14 protein-coding genes, 1 tRNA gene, 2 pseudogenes and 1 CRISPR repeat array are annotated in these 19,059 nt (G+C 39.3%); of the genes and pseudogenes, 3 read left to right on the plus strand and 14 right to left on the minus strand.

Annotation, left to right across the window (positions count from 1 at the left end; translation table 11 throughout):
- Positions 1 to 98: 98 nt before the first annotated feature.
- The 7 genes and pseudogenes from lptB to CDG61_RS17670 all read right to left on the minus strand — a co-directional run.
- The gene (gene lptB, locus CDG61_RS10950) at positions 99 to 845 is read right to left on the minus strand and encodes an LPS export ABC transporter ATP-binding protein (protein WP_087551680.1); all 747 of its coding nucleotides are present in this window, start codon (positions 843 to 845) and stop codon (positions 99 to 101) included.
- Positions 845 to 1,411, minus strand: coding sequence for a lipopolysaccharide transport periplasmic protein LptA (gene lptA / locus CDG61_RS10955; RefSeq protein WP_087512547.1), 567 nt, complete (start codon positions 1,409 to 1,411; stop codon positions 845 to 847). Before lptA ends, lptB begins: the two co-directional genes overlap by 1 nt.
- The gene (gene lptC, locus CDG61_RS10960) at positions 1,398 to 1,943 is read right to left on the minus strand and encodes an LPS export ABC transporter periplasmic protein LptC (protein ID WP_087512546.1); all 546 of its coding nucleotides are present in this window, start codon (positions 1,941 to 1,943) and stop codon (positions 1,398 to 1,400) included. Before lptC ends, lptA begins: the two co-directional genes overlap by 14 nt.
- Before the next feature lie 39 nt (positions 1,944 to 1,982).
- Complete coding sequence (locus CDG61_RS10965) at positions 1,983 to 2,522, minus strand: KdsC family phosphatase (protein ID WP_087512545.1); 540 nt, start codon at positions 2,520 to 2,522, stop codon at positions 1,983 to 1,985.
- 3 nt (positions 2,523 to 2,525) lie between these two features.
- Positions 2,526 to 3,503: a KpsF/GutQ family sugar-phosphate isomerase gene (locus CDG61_RS10970; protein ID WP_118847376.1), complete on the minus strand. Its 978-nt coding sequence runs from the start codon at positions 3,501 to 3,503 to the stop codon at positions 2,526 to 2,528.
- 267 nt (positions 3,504 to 3,770) lie between these two features.
- Positions 3,771 to 4,595, minus strand: a complete 825-nt coding sequence (locus CDG61_RS10975) for a hypothetical protein (protein ID WP_087551682.1) — start codon at positions 4,593 to 4,595, stop codon at positions 3,771 to 3,773.
- A pseudogene (locus CDG61_RS17670) lies at positions 4,596 to 4,778 on the minus strand (hypothetical protein); the annotation flags it as partial.
- Positions 4,779 to 4,938: 160 nt separating this feature from the next.
- Here CDG61_RS17670 and cysS point away from each other — a divergent pair.
- Both cysS and CDG61_RS10990 read left to right on the plus strand, forming a co-directional pair.
- The gene (gene cysS, locus CDG61_RS10985) at positions 4,939 to 6,360 is read left to right on the plus strand and encodes a cysteine--tRNA ligase (RefSeq protein WP_087551683.1); all 1,422 of its coding nucleotides are present in this window, start codon (positions 4,939 to 4,941) and stop codon (positions 6,358 to 6,360) included.
- Positions 6,361 to 6,432: 72 nt separating this feature from the next.
- A tRNA-Gly gene (locus CDG61_RS10990) sits at positions 6,433 to 6,508 on the plus strand.
- Between the two features lie 156 nt (positions 6,509 to 6,664).
- Positions 6,665 to 9,514: a CRISPR direct-repeat array (repeat unit 28 nt; unit sequence TTTCTAAGCTGCCTACATGGCAGTGAAC).
- Positions 9,515 to 9,645: 131 nt separating this feature from the next.
- On the opposite strand, the gene cas6f is transcribed toward CDG61_RS10990, so the two are convergent.
- Genes cas6f through CDG61_RS11010 form a run of 4 tightly spaced genes read right to left on the minus strand, consistent with a single transcriptional unit; the run spans position 9,646 to position 13,954 of the window.
- Positions 9,646 to 10,236, minus strand: coding sequence for a type I-F CRISPR-associated endoribonuclease Cas6/Csy4 (cas6f, locus tag CDG61_RS10995; RefSeq protein ID WP_087551684.1), 591 nt, complete (start codon positions 10,234 to 10,236; stop codon positions 9,646 to 9,648).
- Between the two features lie 10 nt (positions 10,237 to 10,246).
- Entirely contained in the window at positions 10,247 to 11,257 is a 1,011-nt protein-coding gene (gene cas5fv, locus CDG61_RS11000; RefSeq protein ID WP_087551685.1) for a type I-Fv CRISPR-associated protein Cas5fv, read from the minus strand.
- A gap of 11 nt (positions 11,258 to 11,268) precedes the next feature.
- Positions 11,269 to 12,225: a type I-Fv CRISPR-associated protein Cas7fv gene (gene cas7fv, locus CDG61_RS11005; protein WP_087551686.1), complete on the minus strand. Its 957-nt coding sequence runs from the start codon at positions 12,223 to 12,225 to the stop codon at positions 11,269 to 11,271.
- 1 nt (position 12,226) lies between these two features.
- A complete protein-coding gene (locus CDG61_RS11010) occupies positions 12,227 to 13,954 on the minus strand; it encodes a DEAD/DEAH box helicase (RefSeq protein WP_228199567.1) in 1,728 nt (575 codons plus the stop codon).
- Positions 13,955 to 14,016: 62 nt separating this feature from the next.
- Here CDG61_RS11010 and CDG61_RS11015 point away from each other — a divergent pair.
- Positions 14,017 to 15,149, plus strand: a protein-coding gene (locus CDG61_RS11015; RefSeq protein ID WP_223155595.1) for an IS3-like element ISAba14 family transposase whose coding sequence is annotated in 2 segments (ribosomal slippage) — positions 14,017 to 14,269 and positions 14,269 to 15,149 — 1,134 coding nt in all. Because the reading frame shifts where the segments join, the coding sequence is not laid out codon by codon here.
- 60 nt (positions 15,150 to 15,209) lie between these two features.
- Here CDG61_RS11015 and CDG61_RS11020 read toward each other — a convergent pair.
- The 3 genes and pseudogenes from CDG61_RS11020 to CDG61_RS11030 all read right to left on the minus strand — a co-directional run.
- Positions 15,210 to 16,484: pseudogene (locus CDG61_RS11020) on the minus strand (CRISPR-associated endonuclease Cas3''); the annotation flags it as partial.
- Complete coding sequence (gene cas1f, locus CDG61_RS11025) at positions 16,481 to 17,449, minus strand: type I-F CRISPR-associated endonuclease Cas1f (RefSeq protein WP_087549199.1); 969 nt, start codon at positions 17,447 to 17,449, stop codon at positions 16,481 to 16,483. The pseudogene CDG61_RS11020 and the gene cas1f, both read right to left, overlap by 4 nt.
- A 137-nt stretch (positions 17,450 to 17,586) precedes the next feature.
- Positions 17,587 to 19,059 (minus strand): sulfite reductase subunit alpha, encoded by a 1,473-nt coding sequence (locus CDG61_RS11030; RefSeq protein ID WP_087549200.1) that lies wholly within the window; start codon positions 19,057 to 19,059, stop codon positions 17,587 to 17,589.

The raw sequence follows: 19,059 nt of genomic DNA on the forward strand, positions 1-19,059 counted from the left end.
AAATAATTGTTTTTTTGCGAACTATACGTCATTTTAATTCTAAAGTATTTTCACGATCATGTATTCATTAATACATGATCGTCAGGGCTTATACAAGATTAAACGGTGAAATCTTCACCTAAATAAACCTGCCGAACTGTTTCATTTTCAAGAATTTCCTGTGGAGACCCCTCAGCAATCACCGCACCTTCACTGACAATATACGCATGCTCACAGATTGCCAGTGTTTCCCTTACGTTATGATCTGTAATCAGTACGCCAATTCCACGGTCTTTCAGTGTACGGATGATATCTTTAATGTCACCCACTGAAATTGGATCGACACCTGCAAAGGGTTCGTCCAGCAGCATAAATTTAGGATCGGCTGCCAGTGCACGCGCAATTTCAGCACGTCGACGCTCACCACCTGACACACTCATACCCAGAGAATCTTTAATATGGGTAATTTTAAAATCGGCAAGCAGCTCTTCCAGTCTTTGCTGCCTTTGCTGTTTATTCAGATCTTTTCTTGTTTCAAGAATGGACATGATGTTATCAGCAATGGTCAGCTTTCTGAAAATGGAAGCTTCCTGTGGCAGATATCCAATACCTTTTCGGGCACGCTCATGCATCGCCAGATCAGACAGATCAAGATCATCCAGCCGTATCTCACCTTTATCCATCCGGACCAGACCGACCACCATATAGAAACTGGTTGTTTTTCCTGCACCGTTAGGTCCAAGTAAACCTACAATCTGACCGCTCTGCATTTTGAATGAAACATCTTTAACCACCCAGCGTTTACTGTAGTTTTTCGCAAGATGCCTGATACACAGGGTCTGTACCTGTTTCTGAGTCTGCTCCATCAGTCACGGGCTCCCGGGAAAGATTTTTTACTGGATGGCGGAATAACAATTTTTACACGACCAGCGGATGAACCTGTACTGTTCGGTGTACCCGTTGCTTCAATATCGCCTTTATTCATGCTGTAGCGTAAACTGTTCCCTTGAATACTTGCGCCATCCTGTTGCAGTAATGCATTGCCCACCAGTGTAAGAATGCCTGTTTCTGCGTTATACACAATTTTCTGCGCCTGTCCTTTTGCCAGACCTTTTGCCTGGTCAGTTTTCTGCTGAAAACGTGCTGGACTGCCGGTTGCAGTGATGACACTGATTTCTTTGTTACTGTTCAGATTCGCAACAATGGAGTTTGCCTGAAGCTTCATAGTTCCCTGTTCAATGATGACATTACCTGTATATGTGGTAATCCCTGTTTTTTCATTAAACGTCGCACGGTCAGCAACCAGTGAAACTGGTTCATTACGGTCTGATGGCACTGCAAAAGCCATTGAAGCTGTCAGTGCAGTCAGTCCGGTCAGCATTATCTGTTTAAGGAAAGTTCTGGCAAAACTTTGTTGATTATTTAGGTTCATACTTTCCTCGAATATTAAAAAATTCGTATTGACCATCATTTAAACTGGCTTTCAACCCCTGGCTGACAAATTCTGCCTGTGGCGAATGGACGGTTACCTGACTTTCTGTTTCAAGCTCCCGTGTTTTAGGCAATACGGTCAGCTCATCTGTCAGAAACTCCATTTTTCCCTGTTGCATTAATCTGACAACAACAACCTGATCAGACAGAATCACTTTTTCATTGTCATTAAACCCTTTTGCAGTTCTGGCAAAAAAAGTCGAATCCACGGCTCCATCTTTATACATGGAAGCATTCAGATTCTTCAGACTGGACGTCTTCTGCTGCATGTCCTGCTCAAGTTTATCCACCTGAGCACGCACATGCAGATCTCCATTTTCATCGGTCTGCGTAAGATTTATTTTCTCTGCTGAATACGTCATGTTTCTGGCAGAATCCACGTCAAGCTTCTTACCTTTACCACTGTAATAGTAATATCCACCACTTACAGCAGCAATGGCAATTGCCGTTACATATATAATCTTTGTATCCATAAGCGTGGTGCCAGACTCAAACCTTTGATAGATGAACAATTAATGTGGGATTGCGATGTACTTTTCAAGTAACTCTTCGTAAACACCTTTTGATTTCAGAATCATGTCACATATTTCACGGACAGCACCCCGTCCACCATAAGCCTGCGTGACAAGGTCTGCACGACGGCGAACTTCCACATGACCATTCGGTACGGTCACTTTCATGCCTGCAACTGCAAATGCTGACAGATCAGGCCAGTCATCTCCCATATACAGACAGTCTTCAGGTTTTAAACCCAGCTGAGCACACGCTTCTCTTAATGCTGTGCCTTTGTCTTCACGTCCCTGAAAAACCAGATCCACCCCCAGATCAGACATACGTTTTTCAACAATTTTGCTGCTTCGACCCGTAATAATAATGACCTTGACACCTGCCTGCTGAACCAGTTTCATGCCCAGTCCATCACGGATATCAAAAGATTTTATTTCATCACCACTGTTGGTCAGTGTGACAAAACCATCGCTGAGTATGCCGTCCACATCCAGAACGAGAGCTTCAATATGACGTGCCTGTTCAAGTAAAACATAAGAAGCCATGAATCAGTTTACTCCAGCCTGTATCAGATCATGCATGCTGATCACGCCAATCACTTTGTTTGCGTCATCAACCACAATAAATTGGTTAATTTTCTTTTCGTTCATTTTTTCCAGTGCCTCAACTGCCCGAGCTTCCTGGGAAATGGTAGACGGATTTTTCACCATTACTTCCGCAACAGGCAGGTTGACATCAAAGCCTTGCTGACGGTCAATCAGACGACGTAAATCACCATCGGTAAAAATGCCCTGTAAGGTATCATTTTTATCTACAATTGTGGTCAAACCGAGTCTTTTGTTGGAGATTTCGTACAGAACTTTGTTCATTGGTGTATCTGGAGAAACTTTTGGAAGTTCATCACCTGTATGCATTAAGTGCTTCACATGCAGTAACAGACGTTTACCCAGTGCGCCTGCTGGATGTGACATTGCAAAATCATCTGCAGTAAAGCCACGGGCTTCAAGTAAAGCAACAGCCAGTGCATCTCCCAGTGCCAGCGTCGCTGTAGTACTGGAAGTCGGTGCCAGACCCAGTGGGCAGGCTTCCTGAATATTACCCAGAGTTAAAGCAACATCTGCATTCTGTGGCATAGGACCTTTGTCATCACCACTGATAGTAATTAAAGGAACTTCCAGATGCTTGATCAGCGGCATCAGCATCATGATTTCATCACTTTTGCCTGAGTTGGAAATGGCGATCAGCACATCGCCGCGAACCAGCATTCCCAGGTCACCATGACCTGCTTCACCCGGATGCATAAAAAATGACGGTGTTCCTGTAGAAGCAAAAGTCGCTGCCATTTTACGACCGATATGCCCTGACTTCCCCATACCTGTAACAACAAGGCGACCATTGCATTGCAGGATAATTTCACAGGCTTTGGTAAAACGTTCATCAATCTGATGTGCCAGCACTTCCAGGGCATGCTGCTCTATGGAGAGTGTTTCAATGGCAACTTTCTGAAAATCAATCTGATTCGGTATATTTGGAGGATTCAAAGTCGGTTTACCTTAACTTCATGAGAGCGGTGTGCTCTGAAAGCAAAAAATAATTTTCGCAATTTTATCATACCTGTGCAAATAGCACGTTTCCAAATGTGTAAGTTTTCACGATTTATACAGAATTTCTATCTAGATGGAGAATTTTGACTACCAATTGAAGGAGTCAGAAAGGCGTTGATTATTAATGGAGCCTGATGCGTCGGAAAAAGAGCTTTGGAACCTCATCAGGTAAAATTAAGTGCAAATCTGCTAGTCCAGCATCTTATTTATAAACAATTTATTAACTTCTTCTTCTGACACCCTTTTTATTAACTTCCAATCCTTTAAATTACTTCTTTGAAAAGTAACCTTTATAAGTATTTTCATTTTTGGTTCAAGAGTCCAGGTCATTGAACACTTTCTTGCTAAATCAACCTCTGAATGCGAACATGTAATATAAGTTACAATTTTATTTTCATTTTTATTTACATATAAATCATCAGTATTATTATATCCAGAAAAATTCACCCAAATGGGATGAGGGCTATATTTTTCAAGCCCATATTCTATTATATTTGCAGATACATATTTATAGTGAAAATTATATTTATCCTCCTCATCTTTAGGTTTTTTATTTATATCTTCCAAATACCTTAAATATGCTTTTGTTAAATCACCTGTCTCATCAAACCTAACTCCAGATCTCACCCCTATATATATCCATTTATTATTTGGGTCACTTTGTTCCGCATCATATTGTTTTACTGGGGCTTGTGGTGCCTTATAATATCTCATTAATGGTGCACCTGTTGTATATTTCATAATAATTTCAAAACTAGTAACAACAGATTGATAATTTCGTGATGGAGGTTTATAACCTTTGTAGCGATTTTCACGTTTTAGTAAAGGAGAATCTTCATATTCTAACCATCTTACTTCTTCACCCAAATTAACTGGTTTTCCTGCCAGACTTCCAACTCGATAAGGTAATCCATACGGCCCCATTGGTGCTTTAAATTCAGGCTCTTTACTTTGTTCACAACCTGTCAAACAACAAAAGATTGCAAGCCATATTACTGTGTGAATTTTATTCATTTAGCTACCATTATTTTTCTTTAATAGAATCGCTGGTCTAACTTTTTCCACTTCACCAAACGAAGAAAAAGTCTGATTCACTTAGTTCACCACACCTGCAATCTGTTCCATATACTGCATAAGTTCAGATGTCTTTTCCGCTTGAACCAACTTGACTGAGCGTGATGGATCAAAGCCATCGAACTACTAATTTGAAACCGATGATTTTGATTATTAAATCGTTTTAAGAAAATAACAATCCATTATTTTCCTAAAACACCATCTTTATTTTTATTTTAACTTTATGAACAAAAGTGCTTAGGTTAAGATGAGTCACCCTTATACAGAAGCACTTAGAAGACCTATGCAACCATTCGTTCTTTATAATTCAGAACAACGTAAAAAAGTTGAATTTGTTCCACGTAAAGAAGGACAGATCGACATGTATGTCTGCGGTATGACCGTTTATGATTACTGTCATATTGGGCATGCACGTGTCATGGTTGCATTTGACTATATTATCCGCTTCCTGCGCAGTCAGGGCTGGAACGTCAGATATGTACGTAATATTACTGACATTGATGACAAAATCATTGCCCGTGCCAACGAAAATAGTGAAACCATTACAGCATTGACTGATCGCTTCATCAAAGCCATGAATGATGATGCCGCACGTTTAGGTTGTGCTGAACCTGATGAAGCACCACGTGCAACAGATTATATTGACCAGATGCAGGACATGATTGGCAACCTGGTGAATAAAGGTACTGCATATCCATCTACAAATGGTGATGTGTATTTTGAAGTTGAAAAATTTGCAAAATATGGTCGCCTTTCAGGTCGTAAACTTGAAGATATGCAGGCAGGCGCATCTGAACGTGTTGATGTGGAAGTTGAGAAAAAACATCCTTTTGACTTTGTCCTGTGGAAACATGCCAAAGAAAATGAACCATCGTGGGCATCCCCTTGGGGTAATGGTCGTCCGGGCTGGCATATTGAATGTTCTGCCATGTCCACCTGCTGCTTAGGCAATCACTTTGATATTCATGGTGGTGGTTCAGACTTAACTTTCCCGCACCATGAAAATGAAATTGCGCAATCAGAGGCATCTACAGGCGAACAGTATGTAAATTACTGGATGCATGTCGGTTTCATCAATGTCGATGGTGAAAAAATGTCTAAATCTTTAGGCAATTTCTTTACTATCCGTGATGTGATGGAAAAATTCCACCCTGAAGTGATCCGTTATTTCATCGTATCATCACACTATCGCAGTCCTGTGAACTTCTCTGACGTTGCCCTGAAAGAAGCGAAGAATGCCCTGACCCGTTTTTATCACGCATTTAAAGCGTATGAACAGGTGTATGGCAATCAAACTGCTGAAACTGTAGATGAAACTTTAGTTGAGCGTTTCAATACAGCGATGCGTGATGATTTCAATACATCTGAAGCACTTGCTGTGCTGTTTGAAGTGATTAAAGAACTGAACCGTGCTGTAAAAGAAGAAAATGCTGAACAGTCTGCAATTTACTACTCTACTTTACGTTACCTCAGCAATATTCTTGGCTTAGGTCAGCATCATGTAGATGACTTCTTAAAATCTGATATTGGGCAGGAAGCTTTAGGTCTAACTGAAGAACAGATTGCAGATCTGATTCAACAGCGTGTTGATGCTAAGAAAGCCAAAGATTTTGCTCAGGCAGATGGCATTCGTCAGTCTCTGCTTGATCAGGGTGTGGTGCTGGAAGATACCCGTCAAGGTACAATCTGGCGTCGTGCTGATTAATTCAGCAATTAAATGTAATTTGCATGACCGAGTGTTGACAGTTCAGTTAAATTCTCTATAATGCGTCCTATTGCGGGAATAGCTCAGTTGGTAGAGCATAACCTTGCCAAGGTTGGGGTCGGGAGTTCGAGTCTCCTTTCCCGCTCCAGAATATGAAAAGCCCTGATTGAAAGATCGGGGCTTTTTTATGTCTGCTGCTTCGACATCATTCTTTTTTACCCATAAGCAAACTACTTTATAGAAACATAAAAATTTAAAGTACTTTACTGTGGGCAATACTCTCCCCTGTTTAATATTTGTTGAGTATCTAAGCTGCCTACATAGCAGTGAACACAATCTTTTTAACGCTGAGTTTAGCTGGACATTTCTAAGCTGCCTACATGGCAGTGAACAAAACTTATAAGAATGTTAAAGATGCTTATGATTTCTAAGCTGCCTACATGGCAGTGAACTGCGCGGGGCAGATGTAACCGATTCTGGAAATTTTCTAAGCTGCCTACATGGCAGTGAACTACGGATTTTATCGCTATCCGCAGAATTAATATTTCTAAGCTGCCTACATGGCAGTGAACGGAATATTAACTAAATCAGAGCAAAAGAAACATTTCTAAGCTGCCTACATGGCAGTGAACTTTACAAATATTTACAATTATTTTCATAAATTTTTCTAAGCTGCCTACATGGCAGTGAACATGTGGACTGGGGCAACATGCAGGACGGCTTATTTCTAAGCTGCCTACATGGCAGTGAACGTAGTCCTAAAATCCATTCATTTAAGCTCAATTTTCTAAGCTGCCTACATGGCAGTGAACACCATAATGAGTCCGGCACATCGTCATAATACTTTCTAAGCTGCCTACATGGCAGTGAACCAAAAAACGACAAAGCCAATGACTGATAATGATTTCTAAGCTGCCTACATGGCAGTGAACAATTGTATGCAATGTAGCGTGCTGATCGTCCTTTTCTAAGCTGCCTACATGGCAGTGAACGAACACTGGTAATCGGTGAAAATTATTTTGTCTTTCTAAGCTGCCTACATGGCAGTGAACTGGTTTACCTGAAAACGATATTGTCCGCACCAATTTCTAAGCTGCCTACATGGCAGTGAACTGTCCGCTTACAGAAACGCTCTGCAGCATCACTTTCTAAGCTGCCTACATGGCAGTGAACACGTACTGCGCCAGGAACCTGAACAGCATTCACTTTCTAAGCTGCCTACATGGCAGTGAACCACACCGAATCAAATGAGATTTTATTTGATAATTTCTAAGCTGCCTACATGGCAGTGAACAGTTGGCTGAACGTGCAGAGTAAAAAATGGGTTTTCTAAGCTGCCTACATGGCAGTGAACATTCTGTGCCTGATAGTGGGATTAAATATCCATTTCTAAGCTGCCTACATGGCAGTGAACACTTATGAATTTGGGCACTTGCATCATTCAGATTTCTAAGCTGCCTACATGGCAGTGAACATTTTAATGCTACTCAGGCTGCAATTAGAGCTTTTCTAAGCTGCCTACATGGCAGTGAACATATTCTGAATGATTTAACGCCTGAAATGGATTTTCTAAGCTGCCTACATGGCAGTGAACCAATACAAAGTAATTAAGCAAAATTTATGAGATTTCTAAGCTGCCTACATGGCAGTGAACTTGCTGCCTTGTATAGAACACCGCGAACCGTCTTTCTAAGCTGCCTACATGGCAGTGAACGTGCGATATTCTGCAATCTAGCCCATACACCTTTTCTAAGCTGCCTACATGGCAGTGAACGGGCAGTTTGTAAGTGGTGCTTATCATGAGCATTTCTAAGCTGCCTACATGGCAGTGAACATCAGCAGAATAGAATAGAAACAATTGAAATATTTCTAAGCTGCCTACATGGCAGTGAACATTTATCAGTATCCACTTGAACGCCTTTAATCTTTCTAAGCTGCCTACATGGCAGTGAACGTGGGTATGACCGCCCGAAAGTGGGCAATTTTTTTCTAAGCTGCCTACATGGCAGTGAACTTATCGCAATTGACCCGGAAGCAGAGACCGAATTTCTAAGCTGCCTACATGGCAGTGAACGAACAGCAGAAATGCTGAAATTGTGTCTCAGTTTTCTAAGCTGCCTACATGGCAGTGAACCAAATATACTTAACAGTAAAATTGATATAGTTTTTCTAAGCTGCCTACATGGCAGTGAACAACTGTTAAACAGGATTTAAGCAAATGAGCAATTTCTAAGCTGCCTACATGGCAGTGAACTAAAGATGCTCCACCACGCCCACCAACATACATTTCTAAGCTGCCTACATGGCAGTGAACCAATCGTTTTACAGTGAAGTCATCATGAACAATTTCTAAGCTGCCTACATGGCAGTGAACAAATGACTGCATAACCAACATGCAAGTCGATATTTCTAAGCTGCCTACATGGCAGTGAACCGCAAGAGGAAAGTCTGCAGATGGTTCAGCAATTTCTAAGCTGCCTACATGGCAGTGAACAGGGTTCATTTGCTGTTCAGTCTGAGTTATCATTTCTAAGCTGCCTACATGGCAGTGAACATATTGTTGAAAATGGTAGCTTGTTCTGGGTATTTCTAAGCTGCCTACATGGCAGTGAACTTTTGCTGTCAAATCCGGTATTGGTGCTCCGCTTTCTAAGCTGCCTACATGGCAGTGAACTCCGCAACAGTTGCTAGATTCTGCATTTCTTTTTTCTAAGCTGCCTACATGGCAGTGAACGTGATGTTGAATCTCAGAAGAAATTCGCAGAATTTCTAAGCTGCCTACATGGCAGTGAACTGGCTTGGAGCAACAAAGTATAAACTATACAATTTCTAAGCTGCCTACATGGCAGTGAACCTGCTGCGAATGTCACACCATATATGCCTAATTTTCTAAGCTGCCTACATGGCAGTGAACTATTCGTGGTAATGCCCATAACTCAAATACATTTTCTAAGCTGCCTACATGGCAGTGAACCCTGTTTTTGATGAAAATAATGATCCTGTCATTTTCTAAGCTGCCTACATGGCAGTGAACATTAAAATGAACGAATTAAGAAAGAAGTTTGATTTCTAAGCTGCCTACATGGCAGTGAACAGCTTAAATGCTTCAGCTCTCACAGTGACAACTTTCTAAGCTGCCTACATGGCAGTGAACAGTAATTTTACTGCAAAAAATAAAGTTATAACAGTGAGTTAAACCTTAAAACCTATAAAAGACCCAAGCTTTAGCCCACGTTTATAACTTATTGATTTTATTAAACTGTTAAAGAGTGAAAAAATATTGGGTTAAAATTCAGGTACAGTCGACACTGAACTTAAACCATAAGTGCTAAAAACCTGAGTTTCAGATTTTGTCGCAGATTTCTTTTCGATAAACAGTTTAAAGCTTTTGTCAGACGTTAAACTTTTCATTTGAATATAAGGCAAGTCTGTAGTCGTGACCACATTGCTATAACGAGCCAACGCTTCATCAAAACCAATATCGCCACGTTTCACACGATGACGTGCCAACCGCTCAGCATTGGTTTTGACCTGTTTACGACTATAGGTTGCATAACCTGAAATTTTAGCTTCAGGTACTTCTCGAATAGATGTGATATGCAAATAATCAGTTAAACGCTCCAACCACTTAGAAATGTTTAATTTCTCTAGATCTGCCTGAGTTTCAGCGAAAAGACGGATTTTTTCACCTAAAAATCCAACACTCTTTTCAGCATTAAAGCGGTATTGCGGAAAAGATAGTCCAATATTGACTTTGTTATCAGCATCTTTGATTTCGGCAAATGAGATATGCAACTGCGTATAGATACGTGACCATAATTCATAAGGTGAAAAATCATCATTTTTCATCAAAGTCACTTCAATATAATATTTCATTCAAATGACCTCATCGAATATAGCTAACATACGCAAGCCCTTTTTTACCCAAGTAAAAAGAGGATACGCCTGCATCTTCAATCTTTTCTTCTAAATCCCTCGCTTGTTCTTTAGAAATATTCAGATTGATAATGAGTTGTCCGCTTGCCTTACTCAAAATCGAAACTACTTCCCCCTCACCTTTTTTCTTCTCTTTCAATAAAAATGGATTTCCCCAAATTAACTTTTTACTGCCCGTCGTGTAACGATCCATAAAGTCTTTTTTAGTAAATCCACGTTTTGAAATGCCACTTAGACCACCACTTTTGGTTAAGGCACTAGAAAGGTCATATTCTTTAGACAATCGTTCAATTTGCAAATATAAAGCCGAAGCATATAAGCTAATTAAAGGTAACTGTTCTTTGGCATTGAGATAATTCACATCATCAAATTTACTTTGCAAAATATCCAAAGCATCCTTTACTGAATCAACAGCATCAATTACTTTTTCAGCACTCAGTAACTCAATCTGATTACATACTGTAATTGGGTCAAGCTCAATATCAGTTTGAGTTTGATATTTTTCATCACAAATAAATTGAGCAACTTCATCTAAATCTAGCCAAAGAATGCCCCACAATTCAGAAGAATATTCCGACTTAAATGCAGGATCATTTGCTTTAATCATTCCTGTGAAAGAGTTCTGATCTGTGCTTCCAGATATATTACGGATATAAACCATTTCATTACTGATCGTGGATTTATCGATAATATCTTCATCTTTCAGGATTTTTTCGATCTCTGAAAAGTAATATTCTTTATCTTGACGCGCTTGATAAAGCTTTCGTTGTTCACCAATTAATCGGTTTAAAACCCCCATCACTGTATCTTTAGACACATCACGCTTTTTATAATTTCCCGCTTGTTTCAATGTTGTCATTGATGCGATGAAATTACGCCCTCCTTTCGGTAATGGTTCATTATTTGAACCATCTAAAAAAGAGTTACGCCATGAGGATTCATATTCAATAATAATCTGCATCACTCACCTCATTATTGCGCTTCAAAATAAACCGCATAATCTGTTTGAGGTTCAGGGTTTACTTGATCAGGATGACGTATAATACGCATCATTTTATTGCTATCGTTATAATCGACTTCCAAAGTATCCACACACATATAGCCTTTGGCTTGTTTGATGACTAATTCTTGAAGCATATTTAGCGTTTCATTGACTAGGATATCAATCGCCGTGTTATCCAATAAAATCCCGACTTCCCCCTCATTAAAAATCGTACCTTTACGCACATAATTTTTATGGAAAATTGCTTTCGGTTCTTTGGTTGGATCTAAACTTTTAATAAAGTTTTGTACAGTTTCAGCAATCTTTTCACCTTCACCTTCCTTAATCAGCATAGATGCACGGTCAAATTTTTTATCTAGTGAAATAAATTGCAGTTGCTCAATACTTATTGAACCAGAAGCAATATATTCAGTATCACCAAAAGTAGATTTTGAGAAAAATGATGTACTATCACGCTCGCCTGCTTGACCAAACTGTTCGAAATTTCCATTTCCCAATGTTTCAGTAAAGTCAGTAATGAGCAGTGGACTAGTCCGTTTGCATTGACTTGACGGTACAACATAGCCACGAATTAAACCTGTGATTGATGCCAAAACATCAATCAAATTCTTATCTTTAGCAAAATGTAAATCAAATGACTGATCGCGAAATAAGTGATGACGAATACAATTCTGGCTTATATACAGTGGAGTTCCATTTGGATCTCGATAATCAAAATTAATATCCGAAGGATCTTTTTTTAATTTATATCCTTTCTCACTTTCTTTTCCTGTTAAATTGGTATACCCACGTAATTTTGGCAAGGTGTGATTATCAATAATACGCCCATCACTCTGTAAAGTAGTTGGACCATTCCAATTCACAACCCCATAACCATACGCTGTGATTTTAAAGTCTACGCTTTTCACGCCAGTTACTTTAGCCATGTTATTTCCCCTCTTGTTTTGTTGTTAAAAACTTTAATTTATCTAATGATATTGAGCCTATTGGCTGTTGATCTGTGACTGCGTAATAGATTGCTTCAGGATGTCGAACACCTGTTCCACCCACTTTATTGAGATCATCTTCGATATAACTTAAATACAATGGATAATCTGCATCTCGTGCATAATTTTCCAATACAGCACAACGAGCTTGTTGTTTTTTCTCAGGAATCCCTTTGACTGGATGTGTCGAATCGACATTACCATGCTTCTGTGCAATAAAGGTGATCAATCCTAAATCTCTGATAATATTTAAAGATTCGGTCAGATTGTCATATTCAGTTGTATCGTCCAAAGGTGGTGTATAAGCATATTCATTTTCAAAAATAGGTTGTTTAAAATCATTTAAATTTAAAACAGCCAATTGCACAAAACGACTGTCACCACGTAATGAATTTTTACTGATCTTAGACTTTTTCTCAGCCGTTTTAGACTTCATGACTTTAGTCGGTTCAGTGACTTTTTTATTCAGTAAATCAATGCTTTTCTTTAAAGCCTTATCCATATCCTGAATAACAGCAGACTCATCATTCAACTGCGCTTGATGTGCGTAAAATTCACGATAAAGCGTATATAACTCAGCAATCTTAAAGACTTTTCCATTTAAACGATCTTGCAAAAAGTCATACCATGCTTTTGTGGTTTGCAAGCTATTTAATTGATTTAAAAAGTAAGCCAATGAACCCTTACAACTACCATTTTTGACATTTTCAGTAATCGCAAGCTGTAAAATATTCACCGCATCATTTTCACCAAAACGATCTAAACGCCCCATACGCTGTAGCATATTTTCAGGTGAAGTCATTTCACTCAACATATGTTGACTGGTGATATTTAAAGAGGCTTGAACAATAGGACCACTTCTTAAAACAGCATACTTTTGTGAGCCATTCTTTTTAAACGAATCAAAGACTTCGTCAAACCACACCTTTTTATCACTGCGCTTATATTTAGAGTGAAATAACACACTATTTTCATGATCTTTCTGATAAATAAAACCAAGTTGTGCAGTTTGTGCTGTATTGGAAATAATAAAAGTTTGATCCGAATAAGTTTGATAAAATGGATTCCCTTCAATCATAGATTCATCATAGTCAATAAAATCAATTTGATACTGACTTTGGTTAAATGATTCCATTTCTTTAACTTGGCAATAATCACTTTTATCATCGATATTAAAATTTAAAATATTTTCCAAATAATAATAATGTGGCGTTGCCGAAACCAATAAAGTATTTTTCTCATAACGTTTACGCATATTCTTATTAGCAATGAGTTCTGCAAATAACAGATTAAAAATTTCCATGCCGATATATTCATGATATTCATCAAAAACCACATGTGCATCCATGAAAGGCAATAAACTATTGACATTGGTATGCGTTACAATCGAACCTAAAATTTGGTCAATTGTGGTAACAACGACATCACCCGAAAAAGGTTTTGGTTCATTGAGCGTCTTACCGTTTTCATGAATATATTTAAATTCACCTGTCAAAATTTCAACTTTTGCATCAGGTAAATAATCCTGTGTTAATTCTTCAAAAATTCCTTGGCAGACTTGCACACGTGGACATACCCAAATAATTTTCTTGGCATCTTTCAGTCTTGCCCATTCCAAAGCAATTTTGGTTTTACCACAACCCAGAGATGGATCCGTAAATTTGAACAACTCCTATAAGTGATATTCTGCTCCTCAAATGATGTTATAAACATCAATATATGGAGTATTTTATGGCACGTAGACCAAGAAGAAATCATTCAAATGATTTTAAAGCTAAGGTAGCACTTGCTGCGATTAAAGCAGAAAAAACACTTGCTGAATTGAGTGCTGAGTTTGATGTTCATCAAAACCAAATTATTGACTGGAAAAATCAATTGATCTCAGCTTCCTCGCAAGCTTTCGATCAATCAAAAGCTCCAACAGAACCACCCATCGATCTAAAAAAACTACATGCAAAAATCGGTGAGCAGGCATTAGAAATTGATTTTTTAGAAGGTGTGTTGAAGAAACTGGGCCGCTTCAACCACAAAAGTTAATCGACGACTCACTTCAGATTTCAGTATCTAAGCAAGCTAAGCTGCTGAAAGTCTCCCGTGGTTGTTATTACTATCGCCCAAAACCTGTGAGTGCATCAGATCTGAAGCTGATGCGATGTATTGATGAATTACATATGCAATATCCTTTTGCAGGCAGTCGTATGATGCGTGATTTGTTGAATCGTCAAGGACATCATATAGGACGACGTCATACACGTACTTTAATGAAGAAAATGGGTATTCAGGCGTTATATTGCAAACCAAATTTAAGCCAGGCTAATCAAGCTCACCGTAAATATCCATATCTGCTCAAAGGATTGGCTATTCAGCGCAGTAATCAAGTGTGGTCTACGGATATAACGTATATCCCTATGGCAAAAGGCTTTGTTTATTTATGTGCTGTGATTGATTGGCATAGCCGCAAGGTACTTGCGCATAGAGTATCGATTAGTATGGAGGTGGATTTTTGTATTTCGGCTTTAAATGAAGCGATTGAAAAATATGGTCGACCTGAAATATTTAATACAGACCAAGGCAGCCAGTTTACCAGTGATGCATTTATTGATGTATTGAAATCAAATGGCATTCAAATCAGTATGGATGGTAAAGGTCGATGGGTAGATAATGTGATGGTTGAACGATTATGGCGGAGCGTTAAATATGAAGAGGTGTATCTCAAAGCTTATAGCAGTGTCACAGATGCGAAAAAGCAATTAAGTGCATATTTTGAGTTTTATAATTTGAAACGACCTCATTCGAGTCTAGACAAAATGACACCAAATGAGTTTTACTATGATCAGCTACCCCAACAAAACAAGGTGGCTTAACTAGAGCGGAATATCACTTATAAATACGCTTTTAGTTGTTCAAACAAGTGGGACCACCTCTCCCGCAGGACCTGCAAGCACAGCAATATCACGTAAATCCGCAAGTTCTTGTGCAACTTGATTCTGCTTTTGTGTTCTTTCACTATCAGGGAATTTCGTTGCTACATTTTTCAAATGTTCTGCTAAATCAGATAAAATTTCCTGATCTTCCAACAATTCATCCAAACGTTTTTCAGCAATAAAATCCACCAAATCTTGCGCTGTTTGCTTAGATACAATTCGATCAGCACTGATCACACAAGCACGTAATAAATTATGCTGTGCATTAGTTTGAATTTTACCTGTCAATACATCCGTTGAATCTGTACTTGCATAAGATTTAAAATCGGGAAAGCTTCGACTTTTGAACATATATTCAAAATTTTCAATCAATCCTGTGCTGTCCTCGTCACTCCAAGGTAAATGTTGTTCTATTAACTCCATCGAATTGAAATGTTTAGCGATTCCATTTATGCGCTTAATAACATGGGTACTATTTTTAATCAACACTGCAAATTGTTCTGCACCAATATTCTTAATTAAATATTCATACGCCTTATAACTGCCTGTAAAATCATCATTTTGACGATACGGCTTCGCATGATGCCAATACAAAACATGTTGAATACTTTCTTTCTGACGATTATTTAAATTTTTACATTGCTGTTCTAAAAGATTAAATATTAACAATGAAATTTCATTATGACGTGGATGTTTATCAAACGTGAATTTTACATCAATATGTTGACCATCTTCCTCAGGATCTTTTTGCTTTCCCTTTTTCACCCAATCCTGAAAATGTGGGTCTAACTTTCCTAGATCATGTAAACATCCTGCCAAAAATGCCACTTTGGAAAGATTATCAGATTCGTCATTATCTACAACTTTTTTAAACAATTGCTGTGCTAAATAGCCAATTGCAAATGAATGCTCAGCCAAAGGTTGTAATTGTGTATTTGCGTAAAATTCATCTTTCTTTGCTTTCATTGTCATTACATCCATAAATACTTCTTTTTGGGTACTATTCACAGGAACAATTCCCTCTGAATTAAACTTATTCCGATTCCCCACCACCCACAGCAACTCGCTTCTACGTCGTCCACGTATCCAATGACAACTCACCGCAGTGCTTTTGGTCACGGATTTACGAAGTAGCTTTTTCACCGCAACCAAACCATCTTCCGTAATCACGGTTTGCCATGTGTTATCCCCGATCCGATCTGCAAAGGCATCGAGTACACGACGAGTACGAGGTATCGCTTTCTTTTCACACTGGGAAATGAATGTCACGATCATAATGCATCTCCATCCGCATCATGATTTTTGCAAGCTTGCGATTTCACCTGATCGAACATAAAGTCAAGACAGCGATGTTCGGTAAATTTCTGCAACACTTGCTGACGAAATTCTTGCTCCGTCATCTTTTCTTTGGCGCAGATAAACGCATACGGCAGAACCACAGCATCCTTAATTAAATCTGCTACATCAAAAACCAATGCCCCTCGGCGGGTTTTACCATGCATCACCGCAAAGCCATGTGGAATCCCTAAAACCCAAAGTGTGGTTGCAGCGAGTCCATACGCTAAATAATTGCCATGATTAAGAAAGTCATTGGCTAAATCCCCCTGTTCAGGATTACGGCTAAAATCTTTAGAACCTGTACGTGTTACTGCAATTTTATACAGCTGTTTGGTGGTCGCAGCTTCAGTAAGCAATAAGTCACCGACTTTATTTAAATTTGGAATTTTCTTTTCAAAGCCATTTAATGCATTTTGAATATCCAGATCCTCTAGATAAAATCCTTCAGCCTTTAAGTCCCGATCTTTATCCCAAATTTTTCGGATAAATTCGATCCGTGCGAGCTGAAATTGCTTAGCAACTTCTAAACGCTTTTGATCATCAAACCAGAATTGCATCCATCCCTGCATATACTCCGTGGGTCTATATTCACTTTGCGGCGTCATCCATTCGATTTCACAGCCCATAAACAATGGCGTTCCGCCACCGCCACAAAACCCGACCAATACCCCTGCACTTGCGAGCATTCGCATGGCTGCCTGAGTGATGGACGTACCTGTGCCAAGCATCACTACCGTAGTATTGGCAATGGGAATATTCCAGTATTGATTTTCGTTTTTAGCTTCGGTCAGATACAGCACCCGACCATCTTTTTGCATAACACGGGCGTGTTCAAGGTAGTAAATATTGGCGCGTTTAGAATGTAATATTGCTTTTAGATCAGAGGGGTTGAGCTGTTCCATTTTTATATAATTTATAATGAGTTAAGAACAGTATAATCAGAAAAATTAAAAGCAACAGTCAGACCAATGAATAAAGCGACAATAGATGTCGCCTTATAGAATCCTGAAATGACTGCCTTTAAAAGGACCTATTCATCTCAATACACATCCCTTTTATAACGTTTTTGCTGTTTAAGATCGTTCACTAAATCAGCTCCAAGAATGCTGATTAAAGTATCATCTACAGCCTGCCCCATACCTTTTATACTGCCACAGACATAAATACACGCACCCTGCTCAACCATCTGCTTCAAAAGTTCTGACCGGGTATTCAGTACATCCTGAACATATTTCAGCGAGTTTCCATCACGTGAAAACACCAGGTCCAGTTCTGTCAGCACACCATTACTCTGCCATTGTTGCAGCTGCATCTGAAACAATGAATCAGTCAGCTTATTACGCTCACCAAAAATCAGCCAGTTGCGAAAAGATAGTGATTGTTGCTGCTGATGCAGATGAGCCATCAAACCTGCAATACCAGATCCATTACCAATCAGGATACAGGGCTTCTGATCAGATTCAGCCTGAAATGATGGATTGATCCGAATCCGTACATCAGCAAACTGTCCCTGCCCAATTCCCTGTGTGAGCCAGCCCGAACCCAGCCCCAGACCAGTCTCTGTTATTTCCTGACGCACGACCAGTTCAATTTTTTTCTGCTCAGGGATGCTGGCTATTGAATAATCACGTGATGATAAGTTTTCAAAACGCTTAGTCCAATTGGGAAAAGATTCATTCCGGTACTGTTCAGGATGCTGTCGTAAGTTCTTAAACTGCAGTTTATCTACGCTGTCTATAGAGACAGGCTGTTCGTATCTGTTCAGAAATTTTTCAATTTCTGTCACAGTATTGGCACAACGTAATTCAAGAATATCACCGGCTTGCCATTGCAGTTCTTCGGAAGAAAACTCAAGATGATACAAGGGATTGCCCTGACTGCCTGCATTCAGTAATTCACGTTTCTGCAACTGAACAGACGTCCATTCCTTTTCTTTGTTTAAATTTCCAAGTTCATGACGTGTCTGCTGTTCAAGACAATGAGTCCATACATTCAGCGTCGTCTGAGCCTGCTGATCCACGCAGATCATGTCAAATAAAGGCTGTGCTTTCTGATCCTGCAACCAGCTGTTCAGACGCTGTCCAAACCGACAGAAATCAGGATAGCGACTGTCTCCAAAAGCCAACACTGCATAAGACAGATGAACGAGATCATATTTTTGACTCATAAAAGTCTGCACAAAATTCTGAGCTGTATCTGGCGCATCACCCTCACCATAGGTACTGACCATCCACAGTACTTTATGAGCGGTATGCAAATGACTTTCTGTCAGAAACTGGATATCCATACATTGCACCTGCTCTCCAACGCTTTGTAGCTTCTGAGCGGTCTGCTGTGCAAAATTTTCAGTATTTCCAGACTGGCTTGCATAAACAATCAGATATTCAGCAGAATCCTGTTCTGTCTGAACAGCTTTTCTTTTATTCTGAAAAATCAGCAGAAATATAATGATCAGGAATATGCACAGCAGTATCGCCAGACTGACGAGTACAATCACAACGGCTTGAGTCAT

Source organism: Acinetobacter sp. WCHAc010052 (genome assembly GCF_002165295.2).
GTDB classification, from domain to species: Bacteria; Pseudomonadota; Gammaproteobacteria; order Pseudomonadales; family Moraxellaceae; genus Acinetobacter; species Acinetobacter chinensis.